Origin of the sequence: Peribacillus psychrosaccharolyticus ATCC 23296, assembly GCF_000305495.1 — a bacterium.
Classification (GTDB): domain Bacteria; phylum Bacillota; class Bacilli; order Bacillales; family DSM-1321; genus Peribacillus; species Peribacillus psychrosaccharolyticus.
The window spans coordinates 111,491-131,892 of record NZ_AJTN02000230.1; the positions used below are offsets into that span (position 1 = coordinate 111,491).

Genomic DNA, 20,402 nt, shown 5'->3' on the forward strand with positions numbered 1-20,402 from the left:
AAGGATTTTTTTATATAATTAACGATTCTGGACAAAACACGCTGAATGGGCGGGGGATTGTCTTCGAAACCTCATTGATTGAAGACTCGAATACTCTGATTCTGCCCGAAGCTGAATGATCTAGATTTCCTCAATTGAGCAAACTTCCCTTGGTTTTAGCTTTTAAAAATAGAGTAACTTTCTCTTTTTCGTTTTGGATTTTAAAAGTCTTTTTGTCCTTTTGATGACGCATTCTGTACAAAACACGCTGAATGGGAGGGGGATTGTCTTCAAAACCTCATCGATTGAAGACTCGAATACTCTGATTCTGCCCAAATTAGGAGTTATTCGGCCCAAACTCAAGATGATTCGGCCCAAACCGGGTTTTATTCGGCCCGAAGCTGAATGATCTCAATTTCCTTAATAGAGTAAACTTCATTTTCAGCTTTTTAGGTTTTAGCTTTTAAAAATAGAGTAACTTTCTCTTTTTCGTTTGATTTTAAAAGTTTTTTTCTTATTTGATGACGCATTCTGGACAAAACACGCTGAATGGGAGGGGGATAGCCTAGAAACCTCAGCTATTGAATACTCGAATACTCCGATTCGGCCCGAAGTCATTTCAACCTCATATTCAGCAGCGTCGACACTTCACTATAAAGTTAAAAAAACCGCATACCCAGTTTAGTAACGGGTATGCGGCGGTATGCTTATTCTTTTTTTGCGTTAATCCAAAGCTTACCTTCGGCGCGTTTGATGGTTACATTTCCGTAGCTGTCAGCTATTTTCACTTCAATAACTGCGCCAGGTGCCTTTACATTCGTTGTGGCCGTATAGTAGCCGACGTAATGACCTGAGGAGGTTTCCTTCATTGGCAAGTCTGTTGCGTTTGCAACCCCACCTGCATTTGTCAGCGGCATCAAAATAGTGAAGTCGGCGGTTAAGCCTGGTTCGCTGTCAAATTCTATTTTGACTGATTCACCGTTTTTTAGGATTTTATCTGCATTCGGTACTAACGTTGAAATCTCAGGAGCTGTGTATTTTACATCAATTGAGATTGTTTTCGTGATTTTATTGCTTGCTTTATCTTGTGCAATAACTTTGATTGTATTGATGCCTTCATCGAGAACAAGGCGATAAGTGAAGGTCTGATCTTTGATTGCTGCTTTTTGACCATTCACTTTAACCCAATCAAGGTTTTCATCAGTAACCTTACCCGTAACTGTAACCGTTTCGCGATTCGACTTAGAGCCGTTCACAGGTGATGTGATTTCTAGTTCTGGCTTAAGTGTATCCAAGATAATTTTGACAGGAGCAGATGCTTCAGTGGAGCCTTTGTCTGTCCGTGCCTTAGCAGTCAAAATGTTTTCTCCGTTAGTTAGGGTAACAGGAACTGTGAAGGTTCCACTGTCTGTCGAATTAGCAGTAGCTATTTTTTCACCTTTATTAAAGATGTCGACAGCTGTTGTTGGTGCGGAGGTACCTTCAATCGTTACTTCTTTTTGATTCGTATAAGTGCCGTCTTTTGGAGAAGTAATGACAGGTTCTTTTACTTCATAATCCACGGTTGCACGAATCATGTAATTTCCTTCTTCTTCAGGAGAAAGTGACCATGCACCGCTGACTCCCTGCCAGCTGCGTTTTGCATTCGGACCATCTTCATCTGTTGCGAGTCCTGGAGAGTTAGGATTCGCTTTTGTTTGAGTGTAAACGACGAAGAAGTCGCCTTCAACCATAATTCCGTGTGTACTTAAATCAACATGTGTCCATTGACCATTCCGTAATGCTGTTTCGGTAAATGGTCCGGCAAGTTTTTTGCCTGGTGATCCGTCTGTACCTGTTGCATCGTAGACGGAGACTTCAAATTCGGTTCCACCTGGTAATGGCCATGTCGTATCCCAGAAACGGAAGAGAGCACCTGTCACATTGGCCGTTTTATTACCATTAGCCAGTGACATTTTTACCGCCCAGCTATTTCCGGCTGCATTGAATGAACGAGCATTTTCTGCTGTGCCATCATCATACTTTATTTCATCAGGATACCCAATGAACGGTTTAAGCTCGAAATCTTTAGTGGCCGTATTACCTTCTGAAAGAGTAACGGCAGCTTCGCTTCCATAATAGGAAGGTGCTACAACTTTTAACGTGTAATCTCCTTCGTAAGCCGTTATCGAATACTCACCATTTGAATTCGTTACTACGGGCTGGATTGCAGCATCTTCAACCAAGTAAATCGTTGCACCTGATACTGGTTCACCCGTGATTTTGTTTGTTATCGTACCATTAACCGTCCCTTTAGGTATTTCTTGAAGGGTAAAGTTAGCTGTTGAGACAGCGTCTTGTTCGACTGTCACGGTTTTTGTCTGTGAACGGTAGCCGTATGTTTCTGCTTGTAACGTAAATGACCCTGTTGCATGTGTTAATTGGTAGGTACCATCTTGAGGGTTTGTGTACACAGATCTTCCAGTCTCAAGTACACTTACTTGAGCTTGTAGAGGAAGAAGTACAGGAACAGGTTGTTCTTTTTCAGGTTCTTGTTTGGCTTTTTCAAAGATTGGTTTAATTTTATCCGGGTCAACTGCGGGTTTAGCTGAAACGGAAGAATCATTGTTGCCTAAACTAATTCCTGCTTTTGCTTTTGTAGTTGGAAGCAGAGACGTATTGCTCAGTTTAACATCATCGATATACCAGCCAGGTTTAGGGATGGAAGCATCTGTCGTGACATTAAAAGCAATATAGACTCGTTGGCCGGCATATTCACTTAGGTTTACTTCACCATCAATCCAAGTAGTCGATTTATCATTGAATCGCGCTGCTTGAACATAATTGATTCCATCTGTTGAGATGAATACATGAGCAAAGTCATAGTTTCTTTCAAGCTCATACCAATGCTTAAATTGTAAATAGCTTGAACCTTCCGGTAAATCAATTGGAGGCATTTTTAAGCTCATATTGGCGCTGTTTGAATAATTTCCGGCAAGGTTTGTAGCGTAGACCTTCTCTCCGGAAGAAGCCGAACCAGGTCCGCTGGTTGGGATACCCCAATCCCAGTCATTGTTCGTGCCGAATTTAGTCCAACCTACAGGATTTTGTTCAAAATCCTCCGTGTAGCCGACGCTGATTCCAGGAATCAATTCGACAGTATCATTTTCAGTTGTAGTAACAGATCCGCCAAAGTCCGTAGCTGTCCATTTATAGACAATGGAATCTTCTGTTAATGCTGAAGCTGGAATCGTTGCTTCGTAGGTGCCTGATTTGAAATCACCGCTTACTCGATCCGCTTTTACTTCCGCCCAAGTATTATCTGCTTTTTGATACTTCACATGGACTTCTGAAACACTGATATTATCAGTTACCTCAGCTGTTAGAGTTAGATCCATATTCTTATACGAACTGTCAGGACCTTGGTGATGGATAACAGCTGGTTCTGTGTCATCGCCGTCTTTCGAAACTCTTCCCTCGATTTTTCCAAGTCCGCTTACAATTGAGGAAACCGCATCAAATGCATTTACTAAGCCATGGCCATATGCATTATTTGGTGTTGTCGAATAAGCAGCATCCGTTAAGGGAGTGGCCGTTGTAAGGAGGATTTCCTCGAGCTCATCAACGGTTAAACTCGCATTAACTTGTCGAAGCAGCGCAGCTACAGCTGTCACGTGAGGACCAGCCATTGACGTGCCATTCCAACCGCCTTCATACGTACCTCCAGGAACAGATGAACGAATATTCACTCCTGGTGCAGAAATATCTGGTTTGATTTCTCCATAGGGTGAAGGTCCACGTAAGGAAAAGCTGGCAATTTGATTATTTAGATCTGTGGCCGCTGTTGCAAAGGATTCTGGATAGTTTGCCGGGTTGGCAATAGAACCTGCACCACCGGGATTAGTCAGGGTTGTATTTCCAGCAGAAAATTCAGGGAATATTTCAGCTGATTTCCATGCTTGAACCATTGGACGGTACCACTCATCAAGACCAGCACCCCCGCCCCATGAATTGTTTACTACATCCGGTGCCTTTTCAGGATGTGGATTTCCAGCAGCATCTTTTGGTGCAAGAACCCATTCACCAGCTTCTAATAAATCAATATCAGAACCGCCGCTTGCAGAAAAGGCTTTAACAGCAATATATTTTGCTCCGGGAGCAACACCGATTTGATTGGATCCATTTTCTTCAGATCCAACCATGGTTCCGATGGTATGTGTTCCATGTCCTAAATCATCATAGGGTGAAGCCTGTCCACCCACCGCATCCAACCAATTGTATTCATGGTCAGCGGTGTTTGGGTTTGCAGGATTATACCCACGGTATTTCGTTTTTAATGCAGGGTGATTCCATTGAACACCTGTATCGATAGAGGCGATTACGGTTCCTGCTCCATCGATCCCCATGTCCCATACAGCTGGTGTACCGATTTTATCGATATTCCACTCTATGGCAGACGTATCGGCTTTGCTTTTTACAGCAGTAGAGCCGTTCACTGCATTAGATATTTTGGTTTTACTATCTGGTTGAATTAACTGTCTGACTTCATTTGGCAGGATTTTAGCTACCTCAGGGTAAACAGCAAGCTGCTCCATTACGTCCTTGGATGCTGTTACCGCCATCGCATTGACGATATAAAAGGATTGAAGATCCTTTGCATGACCTGCTTTTTCCTGTTTGTCTAAATAGTCTTTAACATTTACCTGTGTTTCTAGTGCAGTAGACCGAAGCTCGGATACAAGAGTAGAGCGTTTAAGTAGTTTTGATTGGTTAGCTGATAGTTTTTGTGTTTTGGCTATAGCAGCAGCTTTGGTAGATACTTTGTTGGTATCCACTTGTTCTTTGAATTTAATTAGGAAGGTAACTTCTTTATTTTCTTTAAATTGTGAAAGGACTGTAGGAGCAATCTTCTTTTGTTCTTTTCCTAAAACACTATCTTTTGCAGAGGTATGAAGTGTACTTGTCGAAGCAATGGTGGAGTTTGTCGGAATAATCAGGGATGTGAACAGCAAAATCGAAAATAATAAAGCCAACCATTTTCTTTCTCGTTTTTTTGGCAAATTTCCTTCCCCCTATTCGAATGTCAAAGAACAAAATGAGTCCGTTCTATTATTCAGCTACCCTCCCTTTGCATAGTCGGACAGTATGAAGGACACTGATGCTGCTTTAATAATAGCGAACTGTTCAAAGAAAACTTTGTCATATTTTGTCTTGAAAATCAGTGCAAATGGAAAATGAATAATTGGTAGGAATATCCAAATAGGATAAATGAGGCCTTAGTGAGGAGTTATGGAAAAACCGGCTTACTATTTACGGGCAAAATATGCTTTTATACAGGTGCCAAAAGAACTTTTGGGCATGAAGAGATATAAAAATGGTTATAAAGGTGGAAAATTCTGAATTTAATATTGACGTAGTCTTCTGCTCGTGATATATTTCCTACAAGGTAATAATCTGATAATTAAATATGTTCTTATCAAGAGAGGTGGAGGGACTGGCCCTTTGAAACCCGGCAACCGGTATGTTTTTAATACACGGTGCTAATTCCAGCAGAGTATAAGCTCTGAAAGATAAGGAGAGTTCCTAAAAACTTCTTCTTAAATCAGATGAGGTTTTTTTGTTCTTACAAATCCTTCAAAAGCTTATATATCAAGAATAAGATTAATAAGGGAGAGATGAGACAATGTCAGAAGAAAAAAGTTATCGGTTTGAAACAGTGAGTATTCATGGAGGATTACAGACGGATGAAACAGGAGCACGTTCTCTGCCTATTCATCAAAGTAATGCCTATTTATTTAAAGACACAGAGCATGCCGCCAATTTATTTGGATTAAAGGAAGCGGGCTATATATATACAAGGATTCATAATCCAACTGTGACAGTATTTGAGGAAAGGGTTGCACTGCTAGAAGGAGGGATTGGCTCTCTTGCGGTTGCAAGTGGAATGGCTGCTATTTCCTTAGCCATCCTCAATCTAGCTGGAGCAGGGGACGAAATTGTAGCAGCTTCAACCCTTTATGGAGGAACATACAATTTATTTGCCAATACACTGCCTAAGTATGGGATAAAGGTTCACTTTGTTTCACCTGAGGACCCAGAAAACTTTAGAAAAGCAATTACGCCGAAAACTAAGGCGATTTTTGGAGAAACCATTGGTAATCCAAGTTTAACTGTATTAGATATTGAGACCATTGCTGACATTGCTCATGAAAATGGTATACCGTTGATTATTGATAATACCTTTGCAACACCTTATCTATGCCGTCCGATTGAATTCGGAGCTGATATTGTGATCCATTCGGCAACTAAATGGCTGCTTGGTAACGGGACGACATTGGGCGGTATTATTGTTGACGGTGGAAACTTTGACTGGAATTCGCCCAATTTTCCTGGCTTTACGGAACCTGATCCGAGCTACGGCGGGATTGTTTTCAGTGAAGCAGTGGGTCCGGCTGCGTTCATAACAAAGGCACGTGTGCAATTGCTTCGTGATTTTGGTCCGACATTGAGTGCACAAAGTGCGTACCAATTTACGCTAGGATTAGAAACTCTTCATGTGAGAATGAAGGAGCATCTAGCCAATACGAAAGAAATTGTAACCTATCTGGAAAACCATCCCGCTGTCAGTTGGGTAACTTATCCAGGTAATGATAATCATCCTGATAAAAAACTCGTTGATAAATATTTGCCAAAGGGTGCAGGGTCCATTATCATCTTTGGAATTAATGGCGGCCGTGATGCAGGAGCGAAATTGATTAACTCCATCGAGTTATGGTCACATGTTGCCAATGTAGGCGATGCTAAGAGTTTAATTATTCATCCAGCAAGTACAACTCATCAACAATTAAATGATAAGGAATTACTAAAATCAGGGGTTAGTGCTGACCTCGTACGCCTATCGGTCGGCATTGAAAACGTTGAAGATTTAATTGAGGCGCTCGAAGAAGGTATTGGAAAAGCAACAGGGATTACGAGTACCTCAGTTAAAACCATTTAATATCATCTGGACACTAGATGTTATTGATTGACACCATCTCTTTATTCATGATATTGTTTTATAATAATTATTATGGACTTTTAACGAAGGGAAACCTTCAATCACATATACGTTTTACTCTTATCAAGAGAGGCTGAGGGATGTGCCCTTTGAAGCCCGGCAACCGACAAGGAATACCTTGGAAAGGTGCCAATTCACACAAAGCAATGATGCTTTGGGAGATGAGAGGACGGTTAGTTTCTTAGCCAGCCTTTCTGCTCTTGCGGAAAGGTTTTTTTGTTTCTTAGCTGAGGGTTTAATACATGTTTAGCGTGAAATGAGAAACGATATATGTGAAGGCTTTTCTTGAGAGGAAGTTTACTAAGTTCATAGAATGTATTGAATAAAGAGGTGAGATTATTGATAACATTATCACAAATAAGTAAGTCCTTTCGAACGGGCTTGGCACAAGGTGGTTTAATAAAAGCTGTCGATAATGTCAGCATGAAGATAGATCAAGGTGAAATTTTCGGAATCATTGGATATAGCGGAGCAGGCAAAAGCACGTTAATTCGGATGTTGAATGGTTTAGAAACACCAACGGATGGCTCAGTAATGGTGGCAGGACGGGAAATATCTAAAATCAAAGGTACAGAACTTAGAAAAGCTCGACAAGAAATCAGCATGATTTTTCAACATTTTAATCTGCTCTGGTCTCGAACGGTTTCTGATAATATTGCTTTTCCTCTGGAAATTGCCGGTGTTTCGAAAACTGAAGCGAAAAAAAGAGTAAATGAATTGATTAAGCTGGTCGGTCTCGAAGGCAGAGAAGACGCGTATCCTTCTCAGTTAAGCGGTGGACAGAAGCAAAGGGTTGGAATTGCTAGAGCACTCGCGAACAATCCCAAAGTACTTCTTTGTGATGAGGCAACTTCAGCCCTCGACCCGCAGACTACTGACTCGATTCTCGAACTTCTGGTTGATATCAATAAGCGATTGGGTTTGACGATTGTTTTGATTACCCATGAAATGCATGTCATTCGGAAGATTTGCCACCGTGTTGCCGTTATGGAAAGCGGGCAAGTGGTTGAACAAGGTCCTGTTCTGGATGTCTTCCGTAATCCTGCTCAACCGATTACGAAGAGATTTGTTCAACAAGTAACCGAGCCGGAAGAAACGAAGGAAACAATTGAGCATTTATTGGAACGCTTCCCAGAAGGCAGGGTTATTCAGCTGACATTTGTCGGAGAATCGACCGAGAGTCCATTAATTACTCAGCTAGTTCGTTCATTCAAGCTGGATGTCAATATTGTTCAAGGGAGAATTTCGCAAACACAACATGGATCATACGGTACGTTGTTTATTCATATCGATGGTGCTCAGGCAGAAATGGACCAGGCCATACAATATATCAAAGAGCAGCAGGTCGGCGTGGAGGTGATTTCACATGATTGAAGAGTTATTACCTAACGTTGATTGGGAAGAAATGATAGAAGCAACGTACGAAACACTTTATATGACAGGAATATCGATTGTAGCAACTTTCATATTAGGAATTGTCCTTGGCCTGGTGTTATTTTTGACATCAAAGGGAAACATATGGGAAAACCGTCCTGTTAATGTGGTCATTAGCGCATTTGTAAATATATTCAGATCCATTCCATTTATCATCTTAATTGTCCTTCTCATTCCATTTACCAGGGCCGTTATGGGTTCAATGATTGGTGAAAATGCAGCTCTTCCTGCGTTAATAATCGGTGCAGCTCCTTTTTATGCGAGGATGGTCGAAATAGGATTACGTGAAATTGACAAGGGTGTTATAGAAGCTTCACGGTCAATGGGAGCAACAATCAATACGATTATTTGGAAAGTGTTGATTCCAGAGTCCTTACCAGCCCTTATATCCGGTATCACGGTTACTGCAATTGCACTTGTTGGGTATACAGCGATGGCTGGGGTAATTGGAGCAGGCGGTCTCGGTAACCTTGCATATCTGGATGGTTATCAGAGAGGTCAAAATGATGTTACGCTAATCGCTACGATTATCATTTTATTAATTGTGTTTATTATTCAGATCATTGGTGACTTTTTCACAACGAAATTAGACAAACGATAATTAGGAGATGAATTCATGAAAAAGATAGTCAGTTTTGCATTAATTCTCGTTCTATCATTCGCGCTTGCTGCATGCGGCAATGGCGATTCAGATAAAGGCGGAAACGGTAAAGATTCAGTAGAACTAGTGGTAGGTGCCTCTAACGTACCACATGCGGAAATACTTGAAAAAGCTCAACCTCTTCTTAAAGAAAAAGGAGTCGAGCTAAAAATTGAAACGTTCCAAGATTATGTTTTACCGAACAAAGCATTAGAGCAAAAAGACCTGGATGCGAACTATTTTCAACATATTCCTTATTTAGAAGCGCAAATTGCTGAAAATGGATATGACTTTGTAAATGCCGGCGGTATCCATATTGAACCAATCGGAATTTACTCACAAAAGTACAAGTCTCTAGACGAACTTCCAAATGGTGCTGAAATAATTATGAGCAGTTCGGTTGCTGATCATGGTCGTGCGTTATCATTGCTTGAAGCTAAGGGATTATTGACACTTAAAGAAGGCATCGATAAAACGACGGCTACTGTCAAAGATATTACGGATAATCCGAAAAAAATTACGTTCAAAACCGATATTGAGGCAGCATTATTGCCTCAGGTATATAATAATAAAGAAGGCGATGCGGTTATGATCAATTCCAATTACGCAATTGACGCAGACTTGAATCCCCTTAAAGATTCCATTGCTATTGAAGATGAAAATTCACCATATGTGAATGTAATTGCTGTAAGAAAAGGCGATGAAAACAGCAAGGCGATTAAAGCACTTGTAGAAGTACTGCATTCGAAAGAAATTCAAGACTTCATATTAGAAGAATATGAAGGTGCGGTTGTACCTGTTTCTGAATAAATAGATGAGTTGAGGCTGCTCCTTGGAGCAGCCTCTTTGTTTTTTTCTGTTTGGTATATCAGTTGAGCATCTGACCATACTAGAGAAAAACGATGGATAAGGAGATGTTACTAATGACAACCGAACCAGTTAATCCGACTGAAGCAGCGCTTTATGAATTCAAACATGGAATGGGGATTTTTACTGAAAAGATGCCGGAAATTGCAGGCCCCTACAATGATTTTGCGAAAGCTTGTTTTAAGGAAGGGCAAATTACTCAAAAGGGAAAACAATTAATAGCTTTAGGAATCAGTCTATACGCACAGGATGAATATTGTATTATTTATCATTTAAAGGGCTGTATTGATAATGGAGCATCCGAAACAGAAATCATGGAAGCAGTTGGAGTAACTGGTGCATTTGGAGGCGGTGCCGCACTTAGCCAAGGAGTTACACTTGTTCAAGAAGCATTGGATGATTTATTACGTTAGACACTTACTGCTTAAGAGCCAGCGATTAAGAGGGATTATTCATCTATACCTTATATGCTGGCTGTTATTAAGTCATATCATGTTTAGTGAATGGTAGAGAGGGTATATGACCTTTGAGTAATCATTTAAAAGCATGCTAAGATTAGAACTACAAAACCAGAAAGGATTGATTCATTATCAACTCTCTAGATTTTAACGTAACCAGCGAAATGGAAAAGGCGATGCAACAATCACATGGCGTAGGCTATAGTGAGTACGGCAGGAGGTTAGATGTCCGGATCCAAGTCGAGAAACAAAGAGAGAGAGATTATGAAGCAAGCAATATGATCGTTAATGAACTTCGCAGGAAACTTCATTCTTAAAATAAATAACAAAACAAAGAATCTGCCTTTAATGGAAGATAATATGCCTAATGGGTGAAGGATAAGCTGAGTTAATGCTGCCTTCTTCGATGCGGCAGCATTTATCTGACCAAAGAGGCAGGTTTTTTATTTTGCCTAAAATTATTTTAAAATCCGTGCTAATTTATATTACAGTGTAAGCTATGTAGTTAAATCGCTAAATGTAAGGGTTTAACGAAAGAAAAGCCGGTTTTATGGACACAATATGTATAGAGGGTATAAGGTTAATACTATGACGGTAGTAGAAAGTATACCGTAATGGTTGCTTACAGATTTGATTTGTTATAAAATTGTAATGAGAATAAAGTGAGAATAACTTTTATAAAGAGAGAAAATAGCTTATCGCTATAAAATAGGAATATAGATCACGGAGGTATTCATATGTCAGCTTCAACTTTAACAATTAAGGATCTTCATGTCTCTATCGAAGGCAAAGAAATTTTAAAAGGTGTAAACCTTGAAGTAAAAGGTGGAGAAATCCACGCAATCATGGGACCAAATGGTACAGGTAAATCAACACTTTCTGCTGCAATTATGGGCCATCCTAAATACGAAGTAACAAGCGGAAGTATTTCGTTTGACGGCGAAGATGTATTGGATATGGAAGTGGATGAACGTGCACGTGTAGGATTGTTCCTTGCTATGCAATATCCAAGTGAAATCAGCGGGGTTACAAATGCTGAATTCCTTCGTTCTGCTATTAATGCACGTCGTGAAGAAGGCGACGAAATTTCATTGATGAAATTTATCCGTCAAATGGATAAACAAATGGAATTCCTTGAAATGTCTGAAGATATGTCACAACGTTATCTTAATGAAGGATTCTCAGGCGGAGAGAAAAAACGTAACGAGATTCTTCAATTAATGATGATTCAACCGAAAATTGCTATTCTTGATGAAATTGACTCTGGTCTAGATATTGATGCGCTTAAAGTTGTTTCTAAAGGTATTAATGAAATGCGCGGAGAAGATTTCGGCTGCTTAATCATTACACATTACCAACGTCTGTTAAATTATATAACTCCTGATTTCGTACACGTTATGATGCAAGGACGTGTCGTTAAATCTGGCGGTCCTGAGCTTGCTGCACGCTTAGAATCTGAAGGATATGACTGGATTAAACAAGAACTGGGCATCGAAGACGAAACTGTTGGCCAAGAAGCGTAAGTAGGAGGATTTGCCATGACTACCGTAACAAAACTATCAGTTGAAAAAGAGTATATCAACACTTACTCACAACAAAATAATGAACCGGCTTGGCTTACTGAAAAACGCAATCAAGCATTTGATGGACTTGATGCTATTCCAATGCCTAAACCTGATAAAACGAAGATCGATAAGTGGAATTTCACTAACTTTAGTTCGCATGTCGTGAAAAGTGAAGCATATGCTTCATTTGAAGAACTTCCTGAAGCGGTAAAACCACTTATTAATTTAGAGGAAAATAACAATTTATATATTCAACGGAATAATACGCCTGCATTTTTCAGTCTTTCTGAGGAATTAAAAGCACAAGGTGTCATTTTCACAGATTTATTTACAGCTGCCCGTGAACACAGTGATTTAGTTGAAAAGTACTTCATGAAATCTGGTGTAAAGGCTGATGAACATCGTCTTGCAGCACTTCATGCAGCATTAGTAAATGGTGGAGCGTTCCTGTATGTTCCGAAAAATGTTGAAGTGAAACAGCCAATCCAAGCTATCTTCATTCAAGATAACCCGGATACAACACTCTTCAATCACGTCTTAATTGTTGCTGAAGATAATAGTCATGTAACGTATGTAGAAAACTACATTTCAACTGTAGAATCTAATCAAGGTGTTGCAAATATTATTACTGAAGTCATTGCCAATGCAAATGCTCATGTTGCTTTCGGAGCTGTTGATACATTATCAGCTGGTTTTACGACTTATGTAAACCGCCGTGGTGTAGCTGGCCGTGATGCACGTATTGAGTGGGCGCTTGGTCTGATGAATGATGGTCATACTATTTCTGATAACACTACCTACCTAATGGGTGATGGTTCATTCGGGGATACGAAAAGCGTTGTTGTTGGCCGTGGAGAGCAAAAACAAAACTTCACGACTCAAATTATTCATCACGGATTACGCTCTGAAGGTTATATCTTGAAGCACGGTGTTGTAAAAGACAATTCGACCATTATTTTCAATGGAATTGGTAAAATTGAACATGGTGCATCTAAAGCTAACGCTGAGCAAGAGTCACGTGTCTTAATCCTTAGTGAAAAAGCACGCGGTGATGCGAACCCGATTCTTCTTATTGATGAAGATGATGTTACTGCCGGCCATGCTGCGTCTGTTGGTCGCGTTGATCCATTGCAGCTTTATTATTTAATGAGCCGCGGTATTACTAAGCAAGACGCTGAACGCTTAGTTATTACTGGATTCCTTGCACCTGTTGTTAATCAATTGCCTGTTGAAGGCGTTAAGAAACAATTGGCTGAGGTAATCGAAAGGAAAGTTAGATAATGAACCCATACGAAATTCGTAAGCTATTCCCAATATTAAATCAAGAAGTGAACGGACATCAGCTGGTATATCTAGATAGTGCGGCTACATCACAAAAACCAGCTTCTGTGATTGAAACCATTGAAGAATATTACCGGGGGTACAATTCCAATGTACACCGGGGAGTCCATACTCTTGGAACAAAAGCTACGGATGCGTATGAAGGGGCACGTGAAAAGGTAAGAAAATTCATAAATGCAGCCTCGACGGAAGAAATTATTTTCACAAAGGGAACAACTGCATCTCTAAATATGGTAGCAAGAAGCTATGGAGGCGCCAACCTTTCTGCTGGCGATGAAATTGTGATCTCCTATATGGAACATCATAGTAATATTATTCCTTGGCAGCAAATTGCAAAGCAAACAGGTGCGACACTTAAGTATTTGCCTCTTAAAGAGGACGGAACGATCTCGTTGGATGATGTTAGAGCAACCATAACCGATTCCACAAAAATTGTTTCCATTATGCAAGTGTCGAACGTACTTGGCGTGATTAATCCAGTAAAAGAAATAGCCGAAATAGCTCATGAGCATGGTGCAGTTATGGTGGTTGACGGTGCACAAAGTACACCGCATTTAAAGGTAGATGTTCGTGATTTGGATTGTGACTTCTTTGCTTTTTCAAGCCATAAAATGGTTGGACCAACTGGAATAGGTGTTTTATACGGTAAAAAAGAACTCTTAGAAAACATGGAACCGGTAGAATTTGGCGGTGAAATGATTGACTTTGTCGGCTTGCAGGATTCTACCTGGAAAGAGCTTCCGTGGAAGTTCGAAGGTGGAACCCCTATTATTGCAGGCGCAATCGGCCTTGGTGCAGCTATTGATTTCCTTGAAGAAATCGGTATGGAAAATATTGAAGCTCATGAACATAAACTGACAGCATACGCAATGAAAAAAATGTCTGCAGTGGAAGGTCTGACTATATTTGGACCAGTTGATCCTGAAAAACGTGCGGGAGTTATTACCTTTAATCTTGATGAGGTTCACCCGCATGACGTTGCAACCGTATTGGATGCAGAAGGAATCGCTGTTCGGGCAGGACACCACTGTGCACAGCCATTAATGAAGTGGCTGAATGTTTCTTCCACTGCGCGTGCCAGCTTTTACCTCTACAATACGGAGGAAGATGTTGATAAGCTTGTAGATGGGCTTGTCAAAACAAAGGAGTATTTCAGTAATGTCTTTTAATAACTTAGATACACTCTACCGACAGGTCATTATGGATCACTATAAAAAACCCCGTAATAAAGGGATTCTTAATGATGGTAACTTGACCATAGATATGAATAATCCAACCTGCGGCGACCGAATTCGTTTAACGATGAAGGTTGAAAATGGAATCGTAGTAGACACTAAGTTTGACGGTGATGGCTGCTCTATTTCTATGAGTTCTGCTTCTATGATGACGCAGGCCGTAAAGGGTAAAGATATTGAGACGGCTCTGAACATATCGAAAACATTTTCGGAAATGATTCAGGGAAAAGAGTATGACGATAGTCTCGATCTTGGAGATATTGAAGCATTACAAGGGGTTTCTAAATTCCCAGCACGAATTAAATGTGCTACCTTAGCTTGGAAAGCGATGGAAAAGGGTTTAAAGGAACAGTAAGATAAATGAGCAGGCTGTGGACATGTGTAAAGACCACAGCCTTCATTGAAAGGGATGAATAGCGCTATGGCAAAGAAAATGCCTGAAATCGGTGATTATAAATATGGCTTTGCAGACAAAGATGTATCCATATTCCGTTCGAAACGTGGATTAACTAAAGAAATCGTCGAAGAAATTTCACGTATGAAAAGTGAACCACAATGGATGTTAGATTTCCGCTTGAAATCATTGGAGCATTTCTATAGAATGCCTATGCCTCAATGGGGTGGAGACTTAAACAGCTTAAACTTTGATGAAATTACTTATTACGTGAAGCCATCTGAGAAATCAGAAAAATCATGGGATGAGGTTCCTGATGAAATTAAGCAGACATTTGATAAATTAGGAATTCCTGAAGCAGAACAAAAGTATTTAGCTGGAGTTTCTGCTCAATATGAATCAGAAGTGGTATACCACAGCATGAAGAAAGAACTTGAAGATATGGGAATCGTATTTAAAGATACTGATTCTGCTTTAAGAGAAAATGAAGATCTATTCCGTGAGCATTTCGGTAAAACGATTCCTCCAACAGATAATAAGTTCGCTGCTTTGAATTCTGCTGTTTGGTCTGGAGGCTCTTTCATCTACGTGCCTAAGGGTATAAAAGTAGATACGCCGCTTCAAGCCTATTTCCGAATTAACTCTGAGAATATGGGACAATTCGAACGTACGCTGATTATTGTAGATGAAGGCGCAAGTGTCCACTATGTAGAAGGTTGTACAGCTCCTGTTTATACAACTAACTCTCTTCATAGTGCAGTTGTTGAAATCATCATCAAAAAAGACGCATATTGCCGTTATACAACCATTCAAAACTGGGCAAATAACGTATACAACCTTGTTACTAAACGGGCTGTATGTGATGCAAATGCGACAATGGAATGGATTGATGGAAACATCGGTTCTAAACTGACAATGAAATATCCTGCTGTCATCCTTAAAGGTGAAGGTGCACGTGGTATGACGTTATCCATCGCGATTGCTGGTAAAGGACAACATCAAGATGCAGGAGCAAAAATGACGCATCTTGCGCCAAATACGTCTTCTACAATCGTTTCAAAATCAATATCTAAACAGGGTGGTAAAGTAACGTACCGTGGAATCGTCCATTTCGGACGTAAAGCCGACGGTGCCCGTTCAAATATTGAATGTGATACGTTAATTATGGATAATCTATCAACATCAGATACGATTCCATATAATGAAATCCTGAATGATAATATTTCTCTTGAACATGAAGCTAAGGTTTCCAAAGTATCAGAAGAGCAATTGTTCTATCTGATGAGCCGCGGGATTTCTCAGCAAGAAGCAACAGAAATGATTGTAATGGGCTTCATCGAACCATTCACAAAAGAATTGCCAATGGAATATGCAGTAGAAATGAACCGCCTTATCAAGTTTGAAATGGAAGGTTCTATCGGATAATTAGCATTGAAAAGAAGACGAACTCTCCTGAGTTCGTCTTCTTTTATGTTTGAAGGGAATAGGCATGAACTTGATTACGTCCATTGCGCTTTGCTGAATAAAGTGCTTCATCAGCCTTATGCAAAAGCTCATACAGAGTTTCTTCTGTTTTTTTACTTGCCTCAGCTACACCACTGCTCAAAGTAACAGAAATCTCCCCTTCAGTCGCGAGTAGAGGTTGTGTTTCTATATGTCTGCGCAGCTGATTAGCTAACTTTTCGGCTTCCATCAAAGTACCTTTCAGTGCCAGAACAAACTCCTCACCACCATATCGTAATGGGTAAAATCAGTTTCGGAGGCTTTATGGTTTCGTTTTTGGGTTATATAATGAGGAGAGACTTTTTTAAATGTAGAGGTGATACTTAATGATTTACATTGGTGTAACAGGCTGGGGAGATCATGATCGGTTATATGGGGACAAGCTGTCACCCCGGAATAAGCTCCTTGAATATGGTTCGCATTTTCCAACCGTTGAAGTGGATGCTTCTTTTTATGCTGTACAGCCAGAAAGGAATTCGAAGAAGTGGGTTGCAGATACACCCCAAGGATTTCAATTTGTTGTAAAGGCCTATCAAGGGATGACTACTCATACCCGTGGAGAAATTCCATTTCAAAGTAGAAAGGAAATGTTTGATGCATTTCATGCCTCTTTAGCACCATATCAATCAGCTGGAAAGCTCGCTATGGTCCTTTTTCAATTTCCACCTTGGTTTGACTGCACTCGTGAAAATGTTGAATATCTGAGATGGTGTCGAGCTGAAATGGACAATGTACCAGTTAGTTTAGAATTTCGCAACCAGAGTTGGTTTACAGGAAAGAGACGTGAACAAACGCTGGATTTTATGGAACGAGAGAGCTGGATCCATGCTATATGTGATGAACCACAGTCTGGAGAAGGTTCTGTACCACTTGTCCTTCAAGCGACCAATCAAGAAAAGACACTTGTCCGTTTTCACGGTCGAAATGTCTATGGATGGAAAAAGCCTTCCTCAGGAAATTGGCGGGAAGTCCGTTATCTTTATAAATACAATCGCGTGGAGCTGCAGGAGTGGGTAACACGTTTGAGAATGTTGGAAAAGCAGAGCAAGGACATATTTGTGCTGTTTAATAATAATTCTGGTGGAGATGCTGCTGGCAATGCAAAGGAAATGATAGAATTATTAAATATAGAGTATGAGGGGCTGGCACCAAAACAGCTCGATTTCTTTTAGAATGGGATGGGGCGGATTGTAAATGGTATGGATGGTATTAGCTGCAATTGGGTTAATCGCCGGGATTATTGGGGCATTGGTCGGACTTGGAGGCGGGATTATCATTGTGCCTGCGCTGCTTTTTCTTGCTGGCTCAACGGACCTTCTTGGAAGTTTAACGCCGCAGCGTGCAGTGGGCATATCGACAGTTATTATGATCTTTACGGGACTTTCGTCAACACTTGCTTACCTAAAAAAGAAAACAGCTGACTATAAAGCTGGATTGATATTCTTTGCAGGCAGCGGCCCTGGTGGAATCATTGGTGCATTTGCGAACAAAAGCCTGCAGATAGATGCCTTTTCTCTTTATTTTGGCAGCTTTGTGATTTTAATTTCACTGGTACTCTTAGTAAAGGATCAACTAAAACCGGTCGTTTTTAAGGAAGGAAAGCATAAGATAACAAAAACCATCTATCAAGATGGGCAAGCATATACTTATGGCTATCATCCAATACTAGCTGTTATCCTTTCTTTTGGTGTTGGTTTCTGTTCCGGGTTGTTTGGAATAGGCGGAGGTTCTTTGATGGTTCCAGCTATGATGCTGCTGTTTTTCTTCCCACCGCATGTGGCAGTTGCTACGTCCATGTTTATGGTATTTCTTTCATCGATCACAAATTCCATTACACATATTTATCTAGGAAATGTCATTTGGCCGTATGTACTGGCACTTATTCCAGGTGCTTGGTTTGGAGCAAAACTCGGTGTTATGATTAATTCACGTTTAACAGGTAAAACATTAGCATTATTATTAAAGGCTGTGCTCATCATCATTGGTCTCCGCCTAATAATCAATGGAATAACAGGATAGGAGATGACGAACGATGTCAGAAGCGATTCACATATATCATACAAATGATCTTCATAGTCATTTTGAAAAATGGCCGCGTATTGAGGCCTTTTTGCGGAGCAGACAACAACTGCATGTTGAAACGGGAGAAGAATGTTTGATTCTCGATATAGGTGATCATGTAGATAGATGGCATCCATATACGGAAGGAACGCATGGGAAAGGCAATATTGAACTTTTAAACGAGGCTGGATATCAGTATGTGACAATTGGAAACAATGAAGGAATTACTATGACATATGAGGATTTGGATTCTCTTTATGAGAAGGCAGATTTTAAAGTACTGGCTGCGAATATCTATCAACAAAACGGCGAACGTCCTAAATGGGCATTGCCATATGAAATACATACGACAACCAGCGGAACAAGAATTGCAATGCTTGGTTTAACCGCGAATTTTCAAAAATTATATTCAGCACTTGGATGGAAAGTTAGTGAGCCTTTTATAGAATTAGAACAACAACTAAGCGCTCTGAAATCGAAAGCAGACATAATAGTGTTGCTTTCACACTTAGGAATCCATGATGATGAACGAATTGCTGCGGACTTTCCAGTGGTAGACGTGATTCTCGGTGCACATACACACCATATCTTGCATCATGGAAAAGTGGTTAATCAATCTTTGCTCTGCGGGGCAGGAAAGTACGGATTTTATGTAGGACATGTGGAGTTGACAGTAAACGAAATCGGAGAGGTTACTGATAAAAAAGCCTGGTTATATGACACAAATGAATTTAATGAGATAGAAGGCGAATCCAAGTGGGAACAATCTCTCCTTGATGTTGGCAGCCAGGCACTTCAAGAAGTCGTAGCTACCTTGCCAGAAGCTTTAGAAACCCAATGGTTTACTCCTTCAATTTTACCAGACATATTATGCAAGGCTTTAAGGGAATGGAGTTCCGCGGATTGTGCGTTTTTAAATGCTGGCCTTCTTTTAGAAGGATTGCCAAAGGGGAAGGTGACAAAGGCGGATCTTCACCGTATACTTCCACATCCGATTAATCCATGTGTAGTGTCATTAAGCGGAAGCCAGTTAAAAGAAATTATCATGCAATCGTTAAATCCTGAATGGCCGCATATGCCGGTAAAGGGTTTCGGTTTTAGAGGGAAAATCATGGGGAACATGGTGTACGATAAGATTGACTTTATTAAAACGAACAATGGACTGGTCAAGTATATTCTAATTGATGGAGAAAAACTGAATCCAGAGAAGCAGTATAAACTAGTCCTTCCTGATATGTTTACGTTTGGGTATTTCTTTCCCCATCTTCAACGATCTCAACATAAGGAATACTTGATGCCAGAGTTTTTACGGGATATCTTGGCATGGAAACTTAAAACAGATTAAATCTGGGCACTTAAAGCTCCATTCCTTCATACAGTATGGGTAAGAAGGAAAGGAGCGGATATTTATGATTGATTATCGACCACTAACGATTGAAGAGAGCACATTTGTTGGAATCACCATCTATCTTCCAAAGACAACACTTATTATGATCACTTCTAAAAGTGGTTATATTATGTGCGGTGCACTCGATGTTCACCAGTTGAATACTAAATTGAATCATCGAAAAATCATAGCGGGCAGGGCAGTGGGGGTCACTTCTATTGATGACTTGCTTGAGGCACCCCTTGAAGCAGTCACGACTGAAGCAGAAAAATTAGGGATTACTAAAGGAATGACTGGACGAGAAGCCTTATTAAAAATGACTGATTAGTTCCAAGAGATGCGCCTTAATGGGGAATTATCGAATAATCTTGTATTTTTATCCAGTTTATATAGCTATTCATTTTATCTGTATCGTATACTAAAATAACGGATATAGTATTGAAGCTTTAGAATCGGGTAGAGATGTCCGATAACTAGGACAGAGACAGATTAAATAACAGTG

At 40.3% G+C, this 20,402-nt stretch carries 16 protein-coding genes, 1 pseudogene and 2 riboswitches; of the genes and pseudogenes, 15 read left to right on the forward strand and 2 right to left on the reverse strand.

The annotated features are described in order from the left end of the window. Positions 1 to 686: 686 nt before the first annotated feature. Entirely contained in the window at positions 687 to 5,018 is a 4,332-nt protein-coding gene (locus WYK_RS18265; RefSeq protein ID WP_040375888.1) for a S8 family serine peptidase, read from the reverse strand. Between the two features lie 410 nt (positions 5,019 to 5,428). Then, positions 5,429 to 5,535, forward strand: a riboswitch (SAM riboswitch). A 106-nt stretch (positions 5,536 to 5,641) separates the two neighbouring features. On the opposite strand from WYK_RS18265, the gene WYK_RS18270 reads away from it, so the two are divergent. The 11 genes from WYK_RS18270 (at position 5,642) to sufB (ending at position 16,374) form a co-directional block, all read left to right on the forward strand. After that, positions 5,642 to 6,955, forward strand: coding sequence for an O-acetylhomoserine aminocarboxypropyltransferase/cysteine synthase family protein (locus tag WYK_RS18270; RefSeq protein WP_040375889.1), 1,314 nt, complete (start codon positions 5,642 to 5,644; stop codon positions 6,953 to 6,955). Positions 6,956 to 7,072: 117 nt separating this feature from the next. Beyond that, a riboswitch (SAM riboswitch) is annotated at positions 7,073 to 7,183 on the forward strand. A gap of 171 nt (positions 7,184 to 7,354) precedes the next feature. Continuing rightward, positions 7,355 to 8,389 (forward strand): methionine ABC transporter ATP-binding protein, encoded by a 1,035-nt coding sequence (locus WYK_RS18275; protein WP_040375890.1) that lies wholly within the window; start codon positions 7,355 to 7,357, stop codon positions 8,387 to 8,389. Beyond that, complete coding sequence (locus tag WYK_RS18280) at positions 8,382 to 9,050, forward strand: methionine ABC transporter permease (RefSeq protein WP_040375891.1); 669 nt, start codon at positions 8,382 to 8,384, stop codon at positions 9,048 to 9,050. The genes WYK_RS18275 and WYK_RS18280 overlap by 8 nt, the downstream gene beginning before the upstream one ends. Before the next feature lie 15 nt (positions 9,051 to 9,065). Next, entirely contained in the window at positions 9,066 to 9,899 is an 834-nt protein-coding gene (locus WYK_RS18285; protein WP_040375892.1) for a MetQ/NlpA family ABC transporter substrate-binding protein, read from the forward strand. Between the two features lie 113 nt (positions 9,900 to 10,012). Beyond that, on the forward strand, positions 10,013 to 10,369 hold the full coding sequence (locus WYK_RS18290) for a carboxymuconolactone decarboxylase family protein (RefSeq protein ID WP_040375893.1): 357 nt from the start codon (positions 10,013 to 10,015) through the stop codon (positions 10,367 to 10,369). A gap of 221 nt (positions 10,370 to 10,590) precedes the next feature. Further along, positions 10,591 to 10,731, forward strand: coding sequence for a hypothetical protein (locus WYK_RS25165; RefSeq protein WP_169732068.1), 141 nt, complete (start codon positions 10,591 to 10,593; stop codon positions 10,729 to 10,731). Between the two features lie 420 nt (positions 10,732 to 11,151). Continuing rightward, positions 11,152 to 11,937 (forward strand): Fe-S cluster assembly ATPase SufC, encoded by a 786-nt coding sequence (gene sufC, locus WYK_RS18295; protein ID WP_040375894.1) that lies wholly within the window; start codon positions 11,152 to 11,154, stop codon positions 11,935 to 11,937. Between the two features lie 15 nt (positions 11,938 to 11,952). Further along, positions 11,953 to 13,260: a Fe-S cluster assembly protein SufD gene (gene sufD / locus WYK_RS18300; RefSeq protein ID WP_040375895.1), complete on the forward strand. Its 1,308-nt coding sequence runs from the start codon at positions 11,953 to 11,955 to the stop codon at positions 13,258 to 13,260. Continuing rightward, on the forward strand, positions 13,260 to 14,489 hold the full coding sequence (locus tag WYK_RS18305) for a cysteine desulfurase (protein ID WP_040375896.1): 1,230 nt from the start codon (positions 13,260 to 13,262) through the stop codon (positions 14,487 to 14,489). The genes sufD and WYK_RS18305 overlap by 1 nt, the downstream gene beginning before the upstream one ends. Further along, entirely contained in the window at positions 14,479 to 14,910 is a 432-nt protein-coding gene (gene sufU, locus WYK_RS18310; protein WP_040375897.1) for a Fe-S cluster assembly sulfur transfer protein SufU, read from the forward strand. Before WYK_RS18305 ends, sufU begins: the two co-directional genes overlap by 11 nt. Before the next feature lie 66 nt (positions 14,911 to 14,976). Further along, positions 14,977 to 16,374, forward strand: a complete 1,398-nt coding sequence (sufB, locus tag WYK_RS18315; RefSeq protein ID WP_040375898.1) for a Fe-S cluster assembly protein SufB — start codon at positions 14,977 to 14,979, stop codon at positions 16,372 to 16,374. A gap of 43 nt (positions 16,375 to 16,417) precedes the next feature. Here the strand turns inward: sufB and WYK_RS18320 are convergent. After that, positions 16,418 to 16,678, reverse strand: a pseudogene (locus WYK_RS18320) (GGDEF domain-containing protein); the annotation flags it as partial. 100 nt (positions 16,679 to 16,778) lie between these two features. On the opposite strand from WYK_RS18320, the gene WYK_RS18325 reads away from it, so the two are divergent. From WYK_RS18325 to WYK_RS18340, 4 genes are all read left to right on the forward strand, one after another. Further along, positions 16,779 to 17,624, forward strand: a complete 846-nt coding sequence (locus tag WYK_RS18325; RefSeq protein WP_040375900.1) for a DUF72 domain-containing protein — start codon at positions 16,779 to 16,781, stop codon at positions 17,622 to 17,624. Between the two features lie 22 nt (positions 17,625 to 17,646). Further along, positions 17,647 to 18,471: a sulfite exporter TauE/SafE family protein gene (locus tag WYK_RS18330; RefSeq protein ID WP_040375901.1), complete on the forward strand. Its 825-nt coding sequence runs from the start codon at positions 17,647 to 17,649 to the stop codon at positions 18,469 to 18,471. A 13-nt stretch (positions 18,472 to 18,484) separates the two neighbouring features. Beyond that, complete coding sequence (locus WYK_RS18335; RefSeq protein WP_040375902.1) at positions 18,485 to 19,858, forward strand: bifunctional metallophosphatase/5'-nucleotidase; 1,374 nt, start codon at positions 18,485 to 18,487, stop codon at positions 19,856 to 19,858. Between the two features lie 64 nt (positions 19,859 to 19,922). Beyond that, entirely contained in the window at positions 19,923 to 20,228 is a 306-nt protein-coding gene (locus WYK_RS18340; RefSeq protein WP_040375903.1) for a YunC family protein, read from the forward strand. The last annotated feature ends 174 nt before the right edge of the window (positions 20,229 to 20,402 follow it).